This window comes from Saliphagus sp. GCM10025317 (assembly GCF_042663665.1).
In the GTDB taxonomy this organism is placed as follows: Archaea; Halobacteriota; Halobacteria; order Halobacteriales; family Natrialbaceae; genus Natronosalvus.
Window position 1 is genome coordinate 1,106,975 of sequence record NZ_JBHTAQ010000007.1, and the last position, 20,867, is coordinate 1,127,841.

Here is a 20,867-nt window from a genome sequence, read left to right on the forward strand (position 1 = left end):
GCTTTTGGTCTCTTGGCGAGCGTAGCGAGCCAACGGTCAGCGAGCACGTGTGCTCGCCAGACAGCTTTTGCCGAGTGCCAGCGCGTCGTGCGCCAGCTATGCTGGCGTCGACGCGTCACAAATGCAGTGCAAAAGGTGGGTTTCTAGAACCCTTTCCCGAGCATCTCGCGGGCGATGATGTTCTTCTGGATCTCCGTCGTCCCCTCGTAGATCTGGGTGATCTTCGCGTCGCGGTAGAGCCGCTCGACGGGGAAGTCGTTGACGTAGCCGGCGCCGCCGTGGATCTGGACGGCCTCGTCGGCGACGTCGACGGCGACGCGGGAGGCGTACTCCTTGGCCATCGAGGCCAGTTGGGTGATGTCTTCGCCCTGGTCGACGTTCCAGGCGGCCTTGTAGGTCAGGTTGCGGGCAGCCTCGGTCTTGGTCGCCATGTCGGCGAGTTTGTGCTGGATGGCCTGGAACTCAGAGATGGACTTGCCGAACTGTTCGCGATCCTGGGCGTACTCGAGGGCGGCCTCGGTGGCCCCTTTGGCGATGCCGACGCCCTGTGCCGCGACGGCGGTACGGGTCTCGTCGAAGAACTGCATCTGCTGGAGGAAGGCGGCGTCTTTCGTGCCGACGAGGTTCTCCTCGGGGACGCGCACGTCGTCCAGGATCACTTCGGCGGTGTCCGACGCGCGAATGCCGAGCTTGCCGGTGATCTTCTCGGTCGAGACGCCGTCGCGGTCGGTCTCGACGATGAACTGGCTGAAGCCGTTGTAGCGCCCCTCGGCGTCGGGATTCGTCTTCGTGAGGACGACCAGGAAGTCGGCGACCGTGCCGTTGGTGATCCACATCTTGTTGCCGTTGATGACCCACTCGTCGCCGTCCTTCTCGGCGCGCGTGGAGACGGAGGAGACGTCCGAGCCGGTGTCGGGTTCCGAAATCGCGGCGCCCGAAACCGCTTCACCCAGCGCAACGGGCTCTAAGTACTCCTCTTTCTGTTCCTCGGTCCCAAAGTTCATGATCGCCTCACAGCCGAAGGAGGTGGCGACGATCGAGAGCGCGATGCCGGGATCGACGGCGAACAGTTCCTCGGTGATGATGGCGGTGTCCAGGATCGAGTAGCCCGCGCCGCCGTACTCCATCGGGATGTAGGCGCCGGTTAGGCCCATCTCGGCAGCCTTCTCGACGACGTCGTGGGGGTACTTCTCCTCGACGTCGTACTCGGTCGCGACCGGTTTGATCTCGTTTTCGGCGAAGCGCCTGACTTCCTCGCGGATCTGTTGTTGTTCGTCGGTGAGTCCAAAGTCCATGGCCCTAGGTTCCTGCCTGAACGATAAAGAACTTTGTAACCGGAACTAAACTCGAGAACAGTTGTTCCTGTCGAGAGGGAAACGTTGAAACGGGTGCCAGACGCATACGTTCCCATGGAACTGGAGGATATCAACACCATCGCAGTTCTCGGAGCGGGGAACATGGGCCACGGGATCGCCGAAGTGGCGGCGCTCGCGGGCTACGACGTCAACCTGCGTGACATAAAAGAGGAGTTCGTCCAGAACGGCTACGACCAGATCGAGTGGTCGCTCGGAAAGCTGGCCGAAAACGACCAGATCACCGACGAGGTCGCCGACGATACCCTCGAGCGGATCACGCCGCTGGTCGACGTGGAGGAGTCGGTCGCCGACGCAGACGTCGTCATCGAGGCCGTTCCCGAGAAGATGGACATCAAGAAGGACGTCTACGGCGAGGTCGAGCAGTACGCACCCGACCACGCCATCTTCGCGACGAACACCTCCTCGCTGTCGATCACGGAACTCTCGGAGGTCACCGATCGACCCGAGCAGTTCTGCGGGATGCATTTCTTCAATCCGCCGATCCGCATGCCGCTGGTTGAGGTCATCTCCGGGGCTCAAACCGCCGACGAAACGCTCGACCTGATCGAGGCACTCGCCGAGGACGTCGACAAGTCGCCGGTTCGGGTCCACAAGGACAGCCCCGGCTTCATCGTGAATCGTGTGCTCGTCCCGCTGATGAACGAGGCCGCGTGGATGGTCTACGAGGACGAGGCCACCGTCGCCGAGGTCGACTCGACCGCGAAGTTCGATATGGGTCTCCCGATGGGTCTGTTCGAACTCACCGACCAGGTCGGCCTCGACGTCGGCTTGCACGTTCAGGAGTACATGCACGAGACCCTCGGCGAGGCGTACGCGCCGTGCCCGATGACCGAGGAGAAAGTCGAGGCCGAGGAACTCGGCAAGAAGACCGGCAAGGGCGTCTACGACTACGAGGACGGCGAGGGCGTCCAGATCCCGACCGATGAAGGGAAGGAGTGGATCGCCGACCGCCTGCTCGCCGTGATGGCCGACGAGGTCGCTCAGCTGATCGACGACGACGTGGCCGGCCCGGACGCCATCGACGAGGCGATGAAACTCGGCGCGGGCTTCCCGGACGGCCCGGCGAAGATGAGCGACCAGCGCGGCCTCGCCGACCTGTTCGAGGCCCTCGAGGACGCCTACGACGAGAGCGGTGCGGCCCGACACGAACCCTCGGATGCCCTCCGGGAATCCGCCGACGAAGGCGGCTTTTACGGCTCCGACGAGGACGACGGCGAACTCGAGTTCGAGACCATCCGCCTCGAGTACCCCGGCAACATGGTCGGCCACGTCGTCATCGACCGGCCCCACCGGATGAACACGATCAGTTCGGAACTCCTCTCGGAACTGAGCGAGGCCATCGACGTCCTCGGGGACGACGACGAGGTACGAGCGATCCTCATCACCGGCGAGGGCGAGAAGGCCTTCTCCGCGGGTGCGGACGTCCAGAGCATGGCCGCGGGCGGGGCCGACCCGCTCGGCGCCATCGAGCTCTCGAAACAGGGTCAGGATACCTTCGGAAAGCTCGAGTCCTGTGACATGCCCGTCGTCGCCGGTATCGACGGCTACTGTCTCGGTGGCGGGATGGAACTGGCGACCTGCGCTGATATCCGGATCGCCTCCGAGCGCTCGGAACTCGGTCAGCCAGAACTCAACCTCGGGTTGATCCCCGGCTGGGGCGGCACCCAGCGACTCAAGCACATCGTTGGCGAGGGTCGGGCGAAGGAGATCATCCTCACCGCCGACCGCTACGAGGCCGAGACGATGGAAGACTACGGTTTCGTCAACGAGGTCGTGGGTAACGACGAATTGCTTGAGGAGGCCCTCGACCTCGCCGAGAAACTCGCTGGCGGTCCGCCGATCGCCCAGCGCTTCACCAAGCGCGCGATGCTCGCCGGCCGTGACGACACCGACGCGGGACTCGAACTCGAGGCCGCGGCGTTCGGTCACCTGATGGCCACCGACGACCTCATGACGGGGATCACCGCGTTCATGAGCGGCGACGACGCGGAGTTCGAAGGCAAGTAAGCCGTCGAAACGGCGTTCGAGCGATTCGTATTTTATCGGCGCTTCGGGCGATTCGCGTTTTATCGGCACTTCGGAACCGTGCTCGAGCGACCGTGAACAGTCAATCATCCAGAAAATATTTATCGCTAAATAGTTACTATTACAACATGAGTTCCCGCCCTCCACCCGCCCGCTCCACTCGTTCGTCGACGGCAACATCGTACGCGAGCGGACAGTCTCGACCGCTCGGTGTCTCAATCATCTGCGTCCTCGGCGGCCTCGGATTCCTGTTCGCCTGGATCCCGATCCTCCAACTGCTCGCCTACGGCGGCGTCGGTACGTTCCTCGCGTTCGTGTTCACCGTCGTCAACGTCGGCATGCTGGCCGTCCTCGTCGGCCTCTGGAACATGCAGGGATGGGCGCTGACGTGGGCACTCGTCCTCTACGGACTCAGCGCGCTCCTGGACCTGGTGACGTTCAACCTCATCGGCCTGCTCATTTCCCTCGTGATTCTGGCCTACCTGCTGAGCGTGAGCGATCAGTTCGCGTAACGCTCGAGGAGTCGCCGGAGGTCGGATTCCATCGGCACCTCGTCCAGTGCCGTGGGCTCGAGCCAGACGTACTCGGAAATGGGTTCCTCGTCGTTCGGGTTCGCCTCGATATCTACCGTCCCACTGACTACCGCACACTCGAAGACCACCGAGACGGTTCCCTGCTCACCGTCAGCCCAGGTGTAGGCGAACGCCTCGAGCGGGTCGCCGACGTCGACCTCGAGGCGCGTCTCCTCGTACACCTCGCGCACGAGGGCGTCTCGCGGGTCCTCGCCGATTCGCGCTCGGCCGCCGGGGACGCCCCAGATCGGTCCGCTCGGCATGTCGTGTTTGAGGAGGAGGTAGGCGCCCTCGTCTGCGATCAGGCCGCGGACGGAGGCATCCGCGTGGGCGTGGTCGTCGTTGCCAGGAGCGTCGCTGTCAGCGTCGACGTCGAGGTCGACGTCGATGGGGTCGTCAGCAGTCGTAGAGCCGTCTGCGGTAGCAGGGTCGCCGACGCCGCGACGGTCGCTTTCGGAGTCACCTGAATCACGGAAACCGTCCTCTCGCATACTCGAGGACGACGCGGCGTGGACAAAATTCTGCTGATCGCTGATTCTCGCTCCCAACCGACTACTGCTCGCCCCCGATCGCTCACTGCTCGCTCGACTGCAGTCGCTTGGTCGTCTCCACCAGCGGATGTCTCGCGTAATCGACTACTTCGATGTCGCAGATGGATTTGAGCCCCTCCTTTTTCGCCGTTTTGGCCATCCCCAGGTCGAGGCGCTGATCGACCACGATCACGTAGGCGTCCATCTCCTCGAGGTCGATCCGATCGGCGGCCATCACCCGGTGGTGGCCGTCGGCGAGCAACAACTCGCCAGCGTTGTCGATTACGACGAGAGGTTCGGCCAGTCCCCGCTCGAGTTCGTACTTCCGCCCCTCGAGTTCGTCCGCGTAGACCCGACCCTGGGTCGGCGTCAAGTCGGACAGTTCGATCATCCGGCGTTCCTGGCGCAATTCGACCTCGTGGATGTTCTCGAGGGTCCGCATGAGCTTGCCGACCTTCTCGGGAGTCGCGCGTTCGATCTGGCTCCGGATCACGTCAGCGTTTGCGATGATCCCCACGAGGTTGCCGGCGTCGTCGACGACCGGGAGCTTCTGGATACCCGACCGGAGGATCACCCTGGCGGCGTCGATCACCTTCATGTCGGGGTGGGCGACGATCAATTCGCGGGACATCACCCGGAAAATGGGCGCGTCGTCGTCGGCGAGCAGGAGGTCGCGTGCGCTCACGAATCCCTCGACTCGACGGCGATCACAGACGGGGAAGCCGCTGTGTTCTTCGCTCTCGGCGATCCGTTCGGCGACCGAAGCCACCGTCTGGTCGGGCGAGACCGTCACCACGTCTCGCGTCATGTAGTCCTTTACGCGGGGTTTGCTGTCGGTGACGATGTCCATGCTCGTTCCATCGTCGGTGGCCGTAAAAAACGCTCCTCTCTGCGGTTCGTCGCGTCAGTTCGACTCGTCGACTCGTTGGCTCGTCGGCTCGCGCGCTGGCTCCGTCGATGCAAGCCTCGAGCCCCGCTCACCCGTCGCGTTCGGCGTCGGCTTCGAGCTGTTCGTCCAGAAGGGCGCTCGAGCCGAACAGCATCTCGCTGGTCTGGCTGTAGATGCCGACCGGGGTCCCCGGCTGGGTATCCACCGCCTCGAAGAAACGGTCCGTGATGACTTCCTCGACGATGTTCAGGATGGACTCGCGTTCTGTGCCCTCCTCCATGTCGCCGAGGACACCCATCTCGAGTTGGGCCCCGGCCATGTCGGCGTGCCCGCCGGCGCTTCCAATCTGGTCGAATGCGTCGCGAAGCGTCTCACCGAGGTCGAGGTCGTTTCCACGTGAACGAGCCGAGACGAACACCATCTCGTCACGAAAGCCGAATACCAGGGTCGTGTCGACGCCATCCATCGCGAGCAGTTGGTCGGCTGCCTGGGGCAGCGCGTCGCGGTCGGTGATGCGACCGGCGCTGGCGGCGATCACGGATCCACGCTGGACGCGGTTCTTGATCGCTCGCGCGACGGTATCGAGGGTATCGCCTTCGACGGTCGGATACTCGATCTTTCGGAGCGTCGCGAAGTCGACGACATCCCAGAGCGTCGCGGCCGCCTCGAAGTCGGGTGGTGAAATCTCCCGGGTGAAGTCCCTGGTATCGACGCGAATCCCGTAGAGCAACGCCGTCGCAATCTGGCTGTCGATATCGATCCCGAAGTACTCGAGGTACTCGGTGAGGACCGTACTCGTCGCGCCGACGCGCTGGCGGAGGTCGTAGAACTCGCCCGGGACCGGGCCGCGCGGCGGGTGGTGGTCGATCACGATGTCGATATCGAGATCCGCCGGAAGCTGGTCGTTCACGCCGGGCCGGGAGTGGTCGACGAGCGCGAACGCGTCGTACGCCTCGAGAGAGTCCGTCGGCTCGAGCGTGCGAAGGTCAAGGTCCAGCAAGTTGACCATCGCCCGGTTCTCCTGGTGGGAAATCTCGCCGTAGTAACAGGCCTCGGCCTCGACGCCGACGCTCTCGGCGAGTTCGACCAGCGCGACGGCGCTCGCGATGGCGTCCGGGTCGGGGTTATCGTGCGCGATGACGGCGAGCGTCCCCGTGATCTGAGAGAGATGCGCCCGCAGTTCGATCGCCTTCTGGGCCCCCTGCGAGACCGTACGCTCGGCGACCCACTCGACGACGGTTTCGATCGAGTCGACGACGTGGGTCGCCTGACGCTCGATGGCCTGCCTGTCGGCCTGACGGTCCGCTTCGGACTCGCTCTCTCCCACGTACGCCACGAATATCGCGTCGGGAAATACCTCACGCGCCGTCTCGAGCGTCCGCCGGTTCTCGCCACTGTCGTCACCGGCGACGAACACGAGGTCCGGCGAGCCGGATTCGAACTCCAGCTCGAGACCTTCGAGAAGCGACCGCTCCGACGGCTCGCCCTGCCGAGCCCGCACGTTCTCCTCCCGAAGCGTCTCGACGACGTCTTCGTCCCTCGAGACGACGAACAGTTTCTCGCGGTCGCGCGCCCTCGTGGCGGAGCCGGCCGTCGATCGAAGGGGTGGCGGTGCCGAGTCCGGCTGCCGCTCGACGACGCGTTGTCCGACGTCCCCACATCCGAGGACGAGCCGGGAGATCATACCGCGGATTTCCACCGAACAGGGTAAAAGCTACCGGGTATTCAGGAGACGACGACCGCACTCGCCGCGTCAATCGCGAGGTCCGCGACCGGCCCAAAGCCGGGCAACAGGACGAGCGTCATCACGGCCGCGAAGACGATGGCCGCGTACAGTCCCGTCGGCGAGCCGCCGAAGTCCCGGTCGACGCCCGAGACGGGGTCGTCGATCCAGACGGCCTTCACGAGCCGCGAGTAGTAGTACAGCGACAGCGCGCTGTTGACCACCAGCGCGGCCGCGACGATCAACATCGCAGGGTTGGCCGACGCCGCCTCGAGCGAGCCCGTGAACAGGAAGTACTTGCTCCAGAAGCCGCCGAAGGGCGGGATGCCAGCGAGGCTGAACATGAACACGGCCAGGGCGGCACAGGCGACGGGCGCCCGGGCCGCGAGGCCGTTGTAGTCCTCGAACGTCCGGCCGACGCCCCAGTACTCCGCCAGGGCGACGAACAGGAACGCGCCGGTGTTCATGAAGCCGTAGACCAGCAGGTGCATCATCGCGGCGCCGAGGACGAGTTCGCCGCCGTCGACGGTGAGCCCCGCCAGTCCGATCAGTGCGTAGCCCGCGTGTCCGACCGAGGAGTACGCGAGCATTCGCTTGACGTTCTCCTGTGTGGCCGCCGCGAAGTTCCCAACCGTCATCGTGGCGATGGCCAGGATGATGAACGCGTGGGTCCACTCGAGGCCGATGATCTCGGCCGTCGCCTCGAGCGGGAACGCCGTCGTGAACACACGAAAGAGGATTACGAAGCCAGCGGCCTTCGAGGCCGAGGAGAGGAACGCCGAGATCGGTGCCGGCGCCCCCTCGTAGGCTTCCGGCGCCCAGAAGTGGAACGGTACGCTCGAGGTCTTGTACGCGAAGCCGCCGATGAGCATCAGGAGCCCGAGTCCGAGCAGGCCGCCCATCTCGGAGACGTCGTGGCCCGACCCTGGCTCGGCCTCGCCCGTGACGACATCCGCGATGGCCTCGAGTTGCAGGTGGCCGGTGACGCCGTAGACGAGGCTGATCCCGAAGACGAAGATGGCCGAGGAAAACGCGCCGATCAGGAAGTACTTCAGACCGGCCTCGACGCTCCCGCGGTTGGTCTTGAGGATGGACACGAGCGCGTAAGAGGGGAGACTCGCCAGCTCGAGGGCGAGGAAGATGGTGACGAGGCTGTTTGCCGCGGCCATCGTCGACATCCCGGTCGCCGCGAGCAAGAGCAGCGAGTAGTACTCGGCCTGGTAGGTGTGTCCGGCCATGTAGTCGTAGCTCGCGATTGCCACCATCGCGGTGACGACGGCGACGACGATCATGAAGAACAGCGCCATCTGGTCGACGACCATCTGGCCGCCGAAGAGGTTGATGGCGCCGGACCCGGCCTGGGACTCGCCGACAACGAACCAGAGGTCGTAGCCGGCGTCGGCGTTCTCGGAGCCGGTTCCCGCGACGGCGAACCAGACCGCGATGGCGAGCGAGACGATCGCGCCGATGGCGGCGATGCCGGCGAGTGCCGGACGGTTCGTCGACCGCGGGCTGATGCTGTCGAAGACGAACAATACCATGGCGGTCAGGGCCAGCACGAGCGTCGGTGCGAGTGCGAGCCACTCCGCCGGCACGAGTGCGTTAACCATCAGGCACCACCTCCCTGTTCGAGGATCGGATCGACTGCGTCAAGGATCATGTCGAAGATCAACTCCGGTGCGACGCCGAGGGCGATGATCAGTCCCAGCAACACGAACATCGGTGCGACGTCGTGGAACGGCGCGCGACCGATCTCGTAGTCGGTCTCGAGCCGGAAGGGGCCAAACAGCGTCCGCTGCATCGCGAACAGCAGGTAGCCGGCGACGATGACGATGCCGAACATCGCCAGGCCGGTAAACAGCGGTGCGTACGTCAGCACCTCGGAACCGAAGGTCCCGAAGAAGATGAAGTACTCCGCCGCGAAGCCACTCATCAGCGGCAGGCCCATGTAGCCGAACGCGCCGGCGATGAGGATGCCGACGGCGATGGGCATCTTGTCGGCCATCCCGGACATGTCGGTGACCATCCGGGTGTGAGTGGCGTTGTAAATCACGCCGACGGCCATGAACATCAAGCCGGAGATCAGGCCGTGGGAAACCATCTGGAAGGTCGCGCCGCCCACGCCGAAGTGGGTGAACGCGATCAGGCCGAGGATCACGTAGCCCATCGACGAGACCGAGGAGTAGGCGACGATGCGCTTGAGGTCCGTCTGGGCCAGCGCCAACATCGCGCCGTAGATGACGCTGATGACGGCGATGGCCGCGATGGGAATCGCGTACATCTCGACCTGCTCGGGGAACATCGTGAAGTTGAATCGGAGCAGGGCGTAGGTCCCCATCTTCAGCAGGACGCCCGCCAGGAGCACCGACGCCGGCGTCGGTGCCTCGACGTGAGCGTCGGGCAGCCAGGTGTGGAACGGCACCACGGGGACCTTCACGGCGAAGCCGATGAACATCGCGATGAACACCAGCGAGGCGACCGTGCTACCGGCGACGCCGGCAAAGCCCTCGGGGCCACCCGCGAGCATCGCCTGCGTGATCTCCGTGAGCGCGAACGACGAGACGTCGAGACTGAAGACGAGCGTCATGAACGCCCCGAACATCAGCAGCGAGGCGACGTTCGTGTAGACGAAGAACTTGATCGCGGCGTACTTCCGGCGCGGGCCGCCCCAGACCCCGATCAGCAAGTACATCGGGATGAGGACGGCCTCCCAGAAGATGAACCAGACGAAGAAGTCCAGCGCAGCGAAGACGCCGATCAGGTTCGCCTCGATGAACAGGATCAGGCCGTAGAACTGCGACTGGCGCGTGTCGATCGGCGTCCACGAACTCAAGATCGCGAGCGTCGAGAGGACCGTCGTCAGGACGACCAGCGGCAGGCTGATGCCGTCGAGCCCGACGTACCACGAAATCTCGTAGGCGCCGAGTTCGATCCAGGTCGTTCGGGACTCGAACGCGAGCGTGCCGCCGTCGACTAACGCGTTCCCGCTGCCGTCGAAGGCAGTGAACAGCCAGACTGACAGCGCGACCGGCACGAGGCTGATCGCAAAGGCTAGTTTTCCGGCGATACGGTTGGGCGCCAGGAACGTCACCAGCGCGCCCACAAACGTGACTGCGAGTAGCGTCTCGATCATCATACGAACCACCCTCCGAGCACGCCGAGCACCACAAGCAACGCGATGAACCCGACGATGATCAGTGCCGCGTAGTTCGTCACGACACCGGTCTGCAACCGCTTCACGCGGCTTCCGCTAAAGAGACTCACGCTCGAGACGCCGTTGACGACCCCGTCGATGACCGTCTGGTCGAACCGGTCGGCGGCGCGAGCCACCGGGAGCGTGAACTTCTCCGCGAGCCAGACCTGGTACTCGTCCTGGTAGTAGTTGCTGCGCAGGACGGTCCGTGCGCTGCCCAGGTTCTGGGTGTGCGGGACCGGGTCAGGCACGTTGTACAGGATGTATGCGAGTCCGGCGCCCGCGAGCGCGAGGCCGAGCGAGAGGCCGGCGCCGAGCAAGAGCGTGATCGTCTCGGAGCCGATGTAGCCCTCCTCGAACGCCACGGCGTCGTGGTAGGCGTGGTAGGTCAGGTCGGAGAACCCGCCGTACTCGCCGTCGAGCCAGAACTCGAGGAACGTGATCTCGGCGCCGGTGAGCTTGTAAATCGGCGCGAGGTTGGCGGCGCCGGCGACAAGCGCCAGTACGCCCAGCGTCGCGAGCGGAATCTTGATCGGCAACCCGACCGGATGTGGGTTGCGCGCGGTCTCCGTCCGGGGCTCACCGTGGAAGGTCAGGAAGACCATCCGGAAGGTGTAGAAGCCGGTGAAGAACACGGCGACCAGGCCCATCGCGTAGGCCACGAGGAAGACGGGTTGCTCGAGGCCGACGATGAGCGCGTCGTAGAGGATCTCGTCTTTCGACCAGAAGCCCGAGAACGGAACGATGCCTGCGAGCGCGAGTGCGCCCGCGAGGAACGTGTAGTAGACGACCGGGGCTCTGTCCTTGAGTCCACCCATCTTCCACATGTCCTGTTCGTGGTGCATGAGGACGATGACGGCCCCGGCGCCGAGGAACAGGAGCGCCTTGAAGAAGGCGTGGTTCATCAGGTGGAAGACGCCGGCGACGTAGCCGCCGACGCCCAGTCCGAGCATCATGTAGCCGTACTGGCTGATGGTCGAGTACGCGAGCACCTGCTTGATGTCGTCTTTGACGACGCCCATCGTCGCGGCGAAGAGCGCGGTGAAGCCGCCGGTGAAGGCGATGACCGCGAGCGCCGTCGTCGACTGGGCGTAGAAGCCGAACATGCGGGCGACGAGGTAGACGCCGGCGGCGACCATCGTCGCGGCGTGAATCAGGGCCGACACCGTGGTCGGACCCTCCATCGCGTCGGGCAGCCAGGTGTGCAGCGGGAACTGTGCGGACTTCCCGATGACCCCGCCCAGGACGAGCAGGCCGGTGATCGTCACCCAGGTCTCGGCGTCGAATCCGAACAGGGTTTCCTCGTTGCTAATCGCTTCCTCGGCGGCCGCGACGAACGAGCCGTCGCCCTGGAAGGCGAGGGTGCCGAAGGTCGCGCCGATGGCGACGACGCCGATGAGGAAGAAGTAGTCCCCGAAACGGGTCACCAGGAACGCCTTCTTCGCGGCCGACGGCGCGGATTCGGTGCGGAACCAGAAGCCGATGAGCAGGTACGAACAGAGTCCGACCAGCTCGAAGAACATGAACGCCATCAGCAGGTTGTCCGCGACGACGAACGCGAGCATGCTGAACGTAAACAGTCCCAGCTCGGCGTAGTAGCGTCGGAGCCCCGTTTCGCCCTCGGCGTTCATGTAGCCGAGACTGAACAGGTGGACGAGGAACGCGATGAGCGTCACGATGACGAGCATCAGCGCCGACAGCGGGTCGAGCAGGATGCCGAACGTGAACTCGATTGCCTCCTCGCCGGTCTGACTCAGCGCGTCGCCGGCCACCCACGTGAAGTACGTCTCCTGTCGCTGGCCGCCGGTCGCGACGCCTGCCAGCACGAAAAGCGACAGGACCAGCGACCCGGCGGTCGCGACGATGCCGGCGAGCGCGCCCTTCTTCGGCATGTAGTCGCCGAAGAGCAACGCGACGACGAACGCCGCGAGCGGCAGGAGGACGATTGCCGGCGCCAGATCGAATGCAGTTTCCATAGAATTACCACCTCATTGCCGACGGAACCGTGACGTCGACGTCACGGAAGTTTCGATACAGCACCAGGATGATCCCGAGGCCGACGGCGACCTCCGCGGCGGCCAGCGCCATCGTAAACAGGGCGAACACTTGCCCCGTGAGGTTGCCGTGGTAGGACGAGAACGCGATCAGATTGACGTTGGCCGCGTTCAGCATCAGCTCGACGGACATCAGGAACATCAGTGCGTTGCGACGCGTCAGGACGCCGAACAGCCCGATACAGAACAGGGCTATCGCCAGCAGGACGTAGGACGTGACCGCGACGGTCACCGGTCCTCACCTCCGTCGGTGGCTGCCTCGGGGCTCGTCCCCGCACCCGCACTCGAGTCGGCCGATTGGCTCTGACTCTGCGTCGAGAGCGCGGTGACGGGTTCGCCAGCCTCTTCGCGCTTTGCGAGCACGAGCGAGGCGTCGAGGGCGGCATCGAGGACGACGGCGATCAGCAGGAACGAAAAGAGGAACGGTTCGGTGTTGCCCATTCCCAGCTCGCTCGACTGCAACGCCGTGTAATCGAACATCGCGTAGCCGATCTCGGCGGTGATCGACACGCCCTCGGGGAAGCCGACCATGTTGCCGAGGCCGGCGTTCCACGTGATCAGCGCCATCATCGCAAAGAGTACCACGGCGAGCACGCCGGGTACCAGGCTCGTTCCGAGTCGGAGCTTCGGGCCCGTCGTCATGCCCGCGGCACCTCCTCGTCCGGTTCCGATTCCTTCTCCGCCTGCGTGAGCATCACGGCGAACGTAATGAGGATGAGAACCCCGCCCACGTAGACGAGAATCTGCATCATGGCGACGAACTCCGCCGCCAACATCACGTAGTAGACCGCGACGCTCGTCAGCGACACGCCCAGCAGGAGCGCCGAATGCCACGGATCCTGCATGAGCACGACGCCAACCGCACTGCCCAGCGTGACGAACGCGAACAGTGCGAACGCGATCAGCTCGTATGTCATTGGTGTTGTCTGGTGTTGTATGCCCTTTGTAGATTTCGAGATGGGCTGGTCTCTAACTGGTGTTACTGGTAGTCGACCTCTCCTTCACCCTCGCCGATCCAGCCGCCGCGGTCGGGTTCCCGGGACTCGAGCGGATCGATGTCCTTGTACCACGGGACGGCCTTCAGCTGCTCTTTGTTGTAGACGAGGTCGTGTTTCGTGTCGCCCGTGAACTCGAAGTTCTGGGTGAGCAAGATGGCGTCGACGGGACAGACCTCCTCACAGAGTCGGCAGTAGACGCACTGGCCGATGTGGAGGTTGTACTGTTCGCCGTTTCGCTGGGCGTCCGTGACAATCTGGATCGTGTCGTTCGGGCAGACGTTCTCACACTGGCGACACCAGATACAGCGCTCCTGGCTGAACTTGTGGACGCCGCGGAACCGCGGCGAGACGTCCGGTGTCGTCTCGGGGTACTCCACCGTGAAGGTGTTGCCGTCCAGTGCGTGTTTCATCGTCGTGGCCATGGATTTGAGGAGTCCGATCATGGGAAGATCACCATCGCGAGGGCGAGATCGGTCTCGAGGAGACCCACGATGATCGCCGTGAACACCAGGTTGGCGAAGGCGAGCACGAGCATCCCCTTCCAGCCGATCTCGATGAGCTGATCGATTCTGACGCGCGGAAGCGCCGAGCGGAGCCACTGGGTGAACAGGAAGACGCCCCAGATCTTGATGGTGAACCAGACGATACCCGGCAGCACCGGGCCGGCCGGACCACCGAGGAAGATCGTCGCGATGATCGCCCCACCGAGGAAGATGTGGATGAATTCCCCGAGGTAGATCAGGACGAAGTAGACGCTCGAGTACTCGGTCTGGTAGCCAGCGACGAGTTCGGTCGGTGCCTCGGGCGTGTCGAACGGGTTACGGCCGACCTCCGCCACGTTCGCCGCCACGAAGAGGACGAACGCGAACGGGTTGACGAACGCGTACCACATCGGGATGTCGAGGCCGCCGAGGCTGACCAGCGTCTCGGCCTGTGCGGCCACGATCTCGCTCATCTGCAGGGTGCCGGCGAAGATGACGACGGACATCCCCGTGACGACGAGCGGAATCTCGTAGGCGACGTTCTGGGCGACTGCGCGCAGGCCGCCGAGCATCGAGTACTTGTTCGCGGAGGCGTAGCCGGCCATCACGAGGCCGACGCTGGCGATGCCGGCGACGGCGAAGACGTACGCCAGCCCGACCTCGGGGTCCGCGAGGTGGATGCCAGATCCCATCGGGATGACGGCGAAGCCGAGCAGCGCGGACCCGGCGATGAGGATCGGTGCGAGGTCGAAAGCTGGCCGGTCGGCGTTCTCGGGAATGATGAGTTCCTTCGAGAGCAAACGAACGGCGTCGGCGACGATGATCAACAGGCCGAACGGACCGACTCGGTTGACCGCGATTCGGTCGGTGAACGCGGCCGTGATCTTTCGTTTCGCCCACGGACCGGCGAAGGCCGTCATCGTGAGCATCAGCGTGCCGACGAGGGCCGCCGCGAGTAACGTCGCGATCAGCTCGCCGCCGAATCCGAGGTTGTTGAGCCCGGTCAGGTCCCCGAGCCGCTCGGGGAGCAAGGCGCCGCTGTCGCTCTGGAGCGGTGGCAGGCCCGCCGCGGTCATCGATCCACCTCCCCGAGCACGATGTCGAGGCTCCCGAGCGAGGCGATCAGGTCCGGGATGTACTCGCCGCGCGTCATCTCGGGCAGCGCCGAGAGGTTGTGGAAACACGGACTGCGGATCTTGAAGCGGCCGGGTTTGTCCGTTCCGTCCGAACGGATGTAGATGCCGAGTTCACCCTTGGCCGCTTCGACGCCGCGGTAGACTTCCGTGTCCGCCGGCGGCTTGAGCGTCCGGGGGACGTTGCTCTGGATCTCCCGGTCGTCCTCGGGCCAGTCCTCGAGTATGTCGACACACTGTTCGATGATCTTCGCGCTCTCCTCGACTTCCTGCATGCGCACGAGCACGCGCGAGTAGTTGTCCATTCCGTCCTCGGTGATGACGTTCCACTCGAGGTTCTCGTAGTAGCCGTAGGGGTCGTCCCGCCGGAGGTCGATGTCGACCCCGGAGCCGCGAGCGGTCGGGCCGGTCGCGCCGTAGGATTTGGCGACCTCTGGCTCGAGGATGCCGGTGTCGACGCAACGAATCTGGAAGATCTCGTTGGTGACGATCAGGTCTTCGTACTCCGAGACCTTCTGAGGGAGGTCGTCGAGGAAGTCCCGCGTCTTCTCGAAGAACTCCTCGCGTGGTTCCGGCAGGTCCCAGGCGACGCCGCCCAGGCGGAAGTAATTGAACATGAGCCGCTGGCCCGTGAGGTCCTCGAGGATGTCCTGGACGACCTCGCGGTCGCGGAAGGCGTACTGGAAGACGGCGGTGAAGTCGCCGAAGACGTCCAGCGCGAAGGTGCCGAGCGCCAGCATGTGCGCGGCGATCCGGCACAGTTCTGCGCCCATCGTCCGGATGACCTGGGCGTACTCGGGGACCTTGATGTCCGCGAGGTCCTCGACGGCCCGGGCGTAGGCCCACTCGTTGAGCAGGCCGGCCGAGACGTAGTCCCAGCGGTCGGGGTAGGGCATGATCTGGTGGCGGTACGTTCCCTGCTGGCACATCTGCTCCTCACAGCGGTGGAGGTAACCGATGTCGGGGTCGACGTCGACGACCGTCTCGCCGTCGAGGACGGTCTTGACGTGTAACACGCCGTGGGTCGCCGGGTGGTGAGGCCCGACGTTCAGGAACATCGTGTCCGTGTCCGAGTCCTGATGGTCGGGCAGGAGCGGGTTGGCGTGTTCTGACAGCGTTACGACCTGTGGTTTCTCCTGGTTGTAATCGTTCGAGAGCGGGTGTCCTTGCCAGGTCTCGGGCAGGAGAATCCGTCGCGGATCGGGGTGGCCCTCGTAGTCGATGCCGACGAGGTCGAAGTTCTCGCGTTCGGCCCAGTCGGCCGCCCGGAAGACGGGTTCGGCCGTCTGGCTGACGGGGTCGTCAGTCGACGTCGGAACGACGACACTGACCTCCTGGGTCGGGTCGTCGTACTTTTTGAGGTGGTAGATAGACTCGTAACGGTCCGCGTACTGCTGGGCCGTCACGCAGGAGAGGTAGTCGAAGCCGGCCTCGTCGCGGAGGTCGAAGAGCACGTCCTGGACGGCGTCCGGTCGAATAACGAAGCCGGGCGCGTTCATGTGGTCGTCTCGCGCGAGCGCGCGATCACCGATCAGCGCCTCGAGTTCGTCCTCGGTGACCTCGAGGCCTCCTCGGGGTTCGAGTCCGGTGCTCATGGCGAGTCACCCCAGTTGTACCGCATGACGAGGTCCTCCTCGTCGATCTCGGCGGCCAGTTTCTCGACGAGTTCGTCCCGTGGCAGGTCGCCGAACTCCTCGAGTTCGTAGGGTTTGACGACGACCGGCGAGGACTCGCCGTTGGCGATGCGCTCCTGGAGTTTGGCGACGCCGTAGATGAGCGCCTCCGGGCGCGGTGGGCAGCCTGGAACGTGGATGTCGACCGGAATGATCTCCTCGGCGCCTTTCACGACGTTGTACCCTTCCTGGAACGGGCCGCCGGAGATCGTACACGAGCCCATGCCGACGACGAACTTGGGTTCAGGCATCTGGTCGTAGACGCGCTTCATGCGCGGTCCGAACTTCGAGACGATGGTCCCGGGGACGATCATGACGTCTGCCTGTCGCGGCGACGCGCGCGGGACGCCGGCCCCGAATCGGTCGAGGTCGTGTTTGATCGCGTACGTGTGAATCATCTCGATGCTGCAGCAGGCGATTCCGAACTGCAGCATGAACATCGACGACCCTCGGACCCAGTTCATGAACTGGTCGAACTTGGTGAGAATGAACGGCGATGCTCCGAATGCCTCCCGGAGCTTCGAATTCATCCTGGCGTCGACGCCGGCACCCATGCGGGCGTCGCGATCCGCCGTCGAGGGAGCGGTACTTTCGTAGATCTGTTGGGTTGGTTGGTTACTCATGGTCGATCGACCTCGGATTCGACCTGCTGGGGCGATTTCGCCCACTGTACGGCACCGTTGCGCCAGGCCCACGCGAGTCCGACGACGAGGATGGCGACGAAGAGCAACATCGGACCCAGTGTAGACGCGAGTCCGTACTCCTCGGCTCCGAGCGCATCGGCGTAGGTGACTGCCCAGGGGAACAGCAGGACGGTCTCGATGTCGAAAACGAGGAAAAGCATCGCAACCATGTAGTACTGGATGTTGAACCGAATGCGCGTCCCGCCGGTCGGCACCTCGCCACTCTCGTAGGTGGCACGTTTACTCGTCTCGGGGACGGTCGGCCGCAAGAGGTACGATGCCGCCATCATGCTGAGCGGAATCAGTAGCCCCACGAGCGCCAGCGCCCCGATAGCTATCCAATCGTTCATCTCCGTAACGTTCGGGGGTTGGAAACGCACCCATATAAGGGTTGATTCTTTATTTTTCGCCCGATTTCGACCCGCTGGAGCCCCCTGTGAACGGATCGCTCGAGTGAGAGTCAGACGCCCCGAACGGTCCTCGCCGTCGAGGCGCGAAAAAACGGCGGAATGCGGCCGGTGTGCCGTCGCTCGAGGTGCGGCTTCGGTGCGGTTCGACGAGCGGCCACCCATCGGTGTCGAGGCGCGGCCTCGGTCCGGTCCGACGAGTGGCCACCCGACGGTCGCCGGCTACTCCTCCCGGTAGGCCCTCACGCCGCCGTCGTGGAGCCGCTTCGAGACGGCACCGACCTCGAGCTGCAGGTTCTCGTGGTAGGCCACCAGCCGCTCGCGAATCTCGTCGTGCTGGCGGGCGAGTATCTGGGCGGCCGACAGCGCCGCGTTGAACGACTTGCCCGCGTCGACGGCCGTGAGCGGGGCGCCCGTCGGCATCCCGATCACGCTGTCGACGGACTTCTCCTGAACGGGGACGCCGATGACGGGCAGGGGGTAGGCGATGGAGGCCGTCATGTTCGGCAGGTCCGCGGACTTCCCGCCCGCGCCAGCGATGAGCACCTCGAGGCCGCGGTCCTCGGCCGTCTCGGCGTAGGCCGCCATCAGGTCGGGCGTGCGGTGGGCGGAGGTGACGTAGGTCTCGAAGGTGAAGCGCTCGTCGGGCGGGTTCTCGTAGTCGGTCTGTTCGCCGAAGTCGAGTTCGCCGACGAGGGCGTCGTAGGCGCCGGGTCGCCGGCCGCCGGTCAGCATGACCTCGAGGTCGGAGTCGCTGCCCATGACGATGCCCACGTCGGGGGTCTCCTCGGTGGGTTGGTCCTGGTCGGCTTCGCGGTGCAGTCGGTCGATGAGGTCGGATACGGTGTCTGCCATTTGTGTGGTGTTTCTGTTCCAGTTCCTGTTAGGCGTTCACTGACTTTCGAACGTCACTGTGTCTCGAAGCCCGCGGGCGCGCTCGAGCAGGTCCTCGCGCGTCTCGTCTTCGTGGGTCTCGTCTTCGCGCGTCTCGTCGCCGTCGGCGGTCACCGTGACGTGGCCCATCTTGCGCAGCGGGCGGGCCTCCCGTTTGCCGTACCAGTGGAGGCTCGCGGCGGGCGCCTCGAGGATTCGCTCGACGTTGGCGAGGGCGGCCGGTCGCGACTCCTCGACGTCGGCGAGCAGGTTCGTCGAGACCGTCGGTGCCCGAAGGGCGGTCGAACCGAGGGGCCACCCCAGCACCGCCCGAACGTGCTGTTCGAACTGCGAGGTGCGGGCGCCCTCGATGGTCCAGTGGCCCGAATTGTGCGGACGGGGGGCGATTTCGTTCAGTAGAATCTCCCCCTCCCGGGTTTCGAACAACTCGATCCCGTAGATGCCGCGCCCCTCCATCACCTCGAGTACGTCCTCGGCGACCCCGCGGGCGCGTTCGAGCACGGCGTCGCTCGAGCGGGCAGGAACGACGGTCTCTCGCAGGATCTCGTCCTCGTGGACGTTCTCCCCGACGGGGAATGTCGCCGTCTCGCCGTAGCCTTTAGCCGCGATGACCGAAATCTCGCGCTCGAAGTCGACGAAGGACTCGACCATCGCCGGACCGGCCACGGCCTCGAGGGCGGCTTCGGCGTCGGCTTTCGACTCGACGGGGACGTTGCCGCGCCCGTCGTACCCACCGGTTCGGGCCTTGAGCATCACTGGGGCGCCGTAGTCGTCGATGGCCTCGCGAACGTCGGCGGCGTCTCCGACTGCCCGAAACGGCGGCACCGGCACTCCGGCGGCCTCGAGTTCGCGCTTCTGGATCAGTTTGTCGTGAATCGTCCGCAGCGTCGCCGGATCGGGGTGGACGGGGACGCCGGTTTCCTCGCGGACGCGCTCAAGGGCGTCCTGGTCGGCGAGTTCGATCTCGAAGGTGAGGACGTCGGCGCGTTCGGCGAGCTCCTGAATGCGGGCCTCGTCGTCGAAGTCCCCCACGAGCTGGTCGCGGCTGACGCCCGCGGCCGGGCAGTCGGGTGTCGGATCGAGGACGATCACGTCGACGCCGAGGGGCGAGGCGGCCTCGGCGAGCATCCGGCCGAGTTGCCCGCCACCGACGACGCCAATCGTTGGGCCAGGTGACTCGAGAGTCGTCATGTCCGGCGATTCTCAGCGGTCAGGTATAAGGATTCTCACTCCGTACGCGGCGCCGGCTCGCCCGTCTCGGTCACTCCGGAGCGGCGTCCGGATTCTCGCCGTCGCTGGACCGGCGGTCGTAGACGCGGACGGCTCGATCGTGGCGCGTCGAGACCCCGTTCGGGTTCCGTCTCGGGGTCCGGTCGTCGTAGCGGGCTCGGAATCCGTCGACGAGGCCGCGGGCCGACCCCTGGAGTACGTCGACACCGTTCCCGAGCCAGTTCGTCGGCGTCCCCTCACCCGCGAGGATGCCGCGAGCACTGGCCGCAGCGTCGGCGATCGCCCGACAGACGAGGCGACCGAGTGCGGTCGGCCTGGGCCCGTAGTTCTTGGTCAGTCGGTAGCCGAGCGACTGGTACCGATCGCCCCAGTCCCGGTCGGGCGTGCCGCCGTCGGTTCCGACCTCGCTTCGGACCGCCATCTCGGGGAGCCAGGTCACGTCGAAGCCCAGTCCGGCGAGTCGATGTGAGCAGTCCTGGGCGCCCGCGGTCGGCACGTACTCGTCGAACCCGTCGAGGTCCTCGAGCACCGTTCGATCGAACGCGACGTTGGCGCCCTCGAAGAGGGTGACCGATCGGCCGACGATCGACGTCGAGTCGGTCCCTCGCGGGCCGCGATCCGTTTGACCCCGGATCGGGCCCGTAACGACCTCCGCGTGACCGGTGATGGCCGTCTCGAGGGCGTCGTACCATCCGGGTTCGACGACGTACTCGCCGGTGAGGAAGACGATCACGTCCCCGGTCGCCGCTTCGAGGCCCGCGTTCCGCGAGACGTTGAGGGCGCGATCCGAAATCTCGACGAGCACGTCGACGTCGTCGCGCTCGCGGACGGCCCCCGTCGTCCCGTCCGAGGACGGTCCGTTGACGACGATCACTTCGCTCGAGGCCGGAAGCCGGTCGGCGAGGGCGTCCAGGCACGAGAGCAACCGCTCTCGGTCGTTCAGCGTCGAGACGACCACCGAGAGCGTCGCGTCCATACGAACGTGTAAACGACACCGATACTAAA

General features: G+C 65.0%; 20 protein-coding genes. 2 read left to right on the plus strand and 18 right to left on the minus strand.

Annotated features, from left to right (window positions below; translation table 11 throughout):
* Positions 1-143: 143 nt before the first annotated feature.
* Complete coding sequence (locus ACFQS4_RS20030; protein ID WP_500195882.1) at positions 144-1,295, minus strand: acyl-CoA dehydrogenase family protein; 1,152 nt, start codon at positions 1,293-1,295, stop codon at positions 144-146.
* Between the two features lie 114 nt (positions 1,296-1,409).
* Here ACFQS4_RS20030 and ACFQS4_RS20035 point away from each other — a divergent pair, with 114 nt between their 5' ends.
* Positions 1,410-3,383: a 3-hydroxyacyl-CoA dehydrogenase/enoyl-CoA hydratase family protein gene (locus ACFQS4_RS20035; RefSeq protein ID WP_500195885.1), complete on the plus strand. Its 1,974-nt coding sequence runs from the start codon at positions 1,410-1,412 to the stop codon at positions 3,381-3,383.
* A gap of 146 nt (positions 3,384-3,529) precedes the next feature.
* Positions 3,530-3,913, plus strand: coding sequence for a hypothetical protein (locus tag ACFQS4_RS20040; protein ID WP_500195887.1), 384 nt, complete (start codon positions 3,530-3,532; stop codon positions 3,911-3,913).
* On the opposite strand, the gene ACFQS4_RS20045 is transcribed toward ACFQS4_RS20040, so the two are convergent.
* From ACFQS4_RS20045 to ACFQS4_RS20125, 17 genes are all read right to left on the minus strand, one after another.
* Entirely contained in the window at positions 3,901-4,464 is a 564-nt protein-coding gene (locus tag ACFQS4_RS20045) for an NUDIX domain-containing protein (RefSeq protein ID WP_500195889.1), read from the minus strand. The two genes, ACFQS4_RS20040 and ACFQS4_RS20045, sit on opposite strands and share 13 nt — an antisense overlap.
* 82 nt (positions 4,465-4,546) lie before the next feature.
* Positions 4,547-5,353 carry a CBS pair associated ParBc domain-containing protein gene (locus tag ACFQS4_RS20050; RefSeq protein ID WP_500195891.1) on the minus strand — a complete coding sequence of 269 codons (807 nt, stop codon included), beginning with the start codon at positions 5,351-5,353 and terminating at the stop codon, positions 4,547-4,549.
* A 127-nt stretch (positions 5,354-5,480) separates the two neighbouring features.
* A complete protein-coding gene (locus tag ACFQS4_RS20055; protein WP_500195894.1) occupies positions 5,481-7,076 on the minus strand; it encodes a DHH family phosphoesterase in 1,596 nt (531 codons plus the stop codon).
* A gap of 41 nt (positions 7,077-7,117) precedes the next feature.
* Positions 7,118-8,725, minus strand: coding sequence for an NADH-quinone oxidoreductase subunit N (locus ACFQS4_RS20060; RefSeq protein WP_500195896.1), 1,608 nt, complete (start codon positions 8,723-8,725; stop codon positions 7,118-7,120).
* Positions 8,725-10,251 carry a complex I subunit 4 family protein gene (locus tag ACFQS4_RS20065; protein WP_500195899.1) on the minus strand — a complete coding sequence of 509 codons (1,527 nt, stop codon included), beginning with the start codon at positions 10,249-10,251 and terminating at the stop codon, positions 8,725-8,727. Before ACFQS4_RS20065 ends, ACFQS4_RS20060 begins: the two co-directional genes overlap by 1 nt.
* A complete protein-coding gene (gene nuoL / locus ACFQS4_RS20070) occupies positions 10,248-12,284 on the minus strand; it encodes an NADH-quinone oxidoreductase subunit L (RefSeq protein WP_500195901.1) in 2,037 nt (678 codons plus the stop codon). Before nuoL ends, ACFQS4_RS20065 begins: the two co-directional genes overlap by 4 nt.
* 4 nt (positions 12,285-12,288) lie before the next feature.
* Positions 12,289-12,594, minus strand: coding sequence for an NADH-quinone oxidoreductase subunit NuoK (gene nuoK / locus ACFQS4_RS20075; RefSeq protein ID WP_254157707.1), 306 nt, complete (start codon positions 12,592-12,594; stop codon positions 12,289-12,291).
* The gene (locus ACFQS4_RS20080; RefSeq protein WP_500195903.1) at positions 12,591-13,004 is read right to left on the minus strand and encodes a hypothetical protein; all 414 of its coding nucleotides are present in this window, start codon (positions 13,002-13,004) and stop codon (positions 12,591-12,593) included. The genes nuoK and ACFQS4_RS20080 overlap by 4 nt, the downstream gene beginning before the upstream one ends.
* Positions 13,001-13,279 carry an NADH-quinone oxidoreductase subunit J gene (locus tag ACFQS4_RS20085; RefSeq protein ID WP_312909216.1) on the minus strand — a complete coding sequence of 93 codons (279 nt, stop codon included), beginning with the start codon at positions 13,277-13,279 and terminating at the stop codon, positions 13,001-13,003. The genes ACFQS4_RS20080 and ACFQS4_RS20085 overlap by 4 nt, the downstream gene beginning before the upstream one ends.
* 62 nt (positions 13,280-13,341) lie before the next feature.
* Positions 13,342-13,803: a NuoI/complex I 23 kDa subunit family protein gene (locus tag ACFQS4_RS20090; protein ID WP_253437332.1), complete on the minus strand. Its 462-nt coding sequence runs from the start codon at positions 13,801-13,803 to the stop codon at positions 13,342-13,344.
* On the minus strand, positions 13,800-14,918 hold the full coding sequence (locus tag ACFQS4_RS20095) for a complex I subunit 1/NuoH family protein (RefSeq protein ID WP_500195906.1): 1,119 nt from the start codon (positions 14,916-14,918) through the stop codon (positions 13,800-13,802). Before ACFQS4_RS20095 ends, ACFQS4_RS20090 begins: the two co-directional genes overlap by 4 nt.
* Complete coding sequence (locus ACFQS4_RS20100; RefSeq protein ID WP_500195908.1) at positions 14,915-16,570, minus strand: NADH-quinone oxidoreductase subunit D; 1,656 nt, start codon at positions 16,568-16,570, stop codon at positions 14,915-14,917. The genes ACFQS4_RS20095 and ACFQS4_RS20100 overlap by 4 nt, the downstream gene beginning before the upstream one ends.
* Positions 16,567-17,271: an NADH-quinone oxidoreductase subunit B gene (locus ACFQS4_RS20105; protein WP_253437324.1), complete on the minus strand. Its 705-nt coding sequence runs from the start codon at positions 17,269-17,271 to the stop codon at positions 16,567-16,569. The genes ACFQS4_RS20100 and ACFQS4_RS20105 overlap by 4 nt, the downstream gene beginning before the upstream one ends.
* The gene (locus ACFQS4_RS20110; protein WP_312909212.1) at positions 17,268-17,681 is read right to left on the minus strand and encodes an NADH-quinone oxidoreductase subunit A; all 414 of its coding nucleotides are present in this window, start codon (positions 17,679-17,681) and stop codon (positions 17,268-17,270) included. The genes ACFQS4_RS20105 and ACFQS4_RS20110 overlap by 4 nt, the downstream gene beginning before the upstream one ends.
* A gap of 279 nt (positions 17,682-17,960) precedes the next feature.
* Complete coding sequence (locus ACFQS4_RS20115) at positions 17,961-18,593, minus strand: AIR carboxylase family protein (protein WP_500195911.1); 633 nt, start codon at positions 18,591-18,593, stop codon at positions 17,961-17,963.
* 36 nt (positions 18,594-18,629) lie between these two features.
* Positions 18,630-19,823: a 5-(carboxyamino)imidazole ribonucleotide synthase gene (locus tag ACFQS4_RS20120; protein ID WP_500195914.1), complete on the minus strand. Its 1,194-nt coding sequence runs from the start codon at positions 19,821-19,823 to the stop codon at positions 18,630-18,632.
* A gap of 70 nt (positions 19,824-19,893) precedes the next feature.
* Positions 19,894-20,838, minus strand: a complete 945-nt coding sequence (locus ACFQS4_RS20125; RefSeq protein ID WP_500195917.1) for a glycosyltransferase family 2 protein — start codon at positions 20,836-20,838, stop codon at positions 19,894-19,896.
* Between the last annotated feature and the right edge of the window lie 29 nt (positions 20,839-20,867).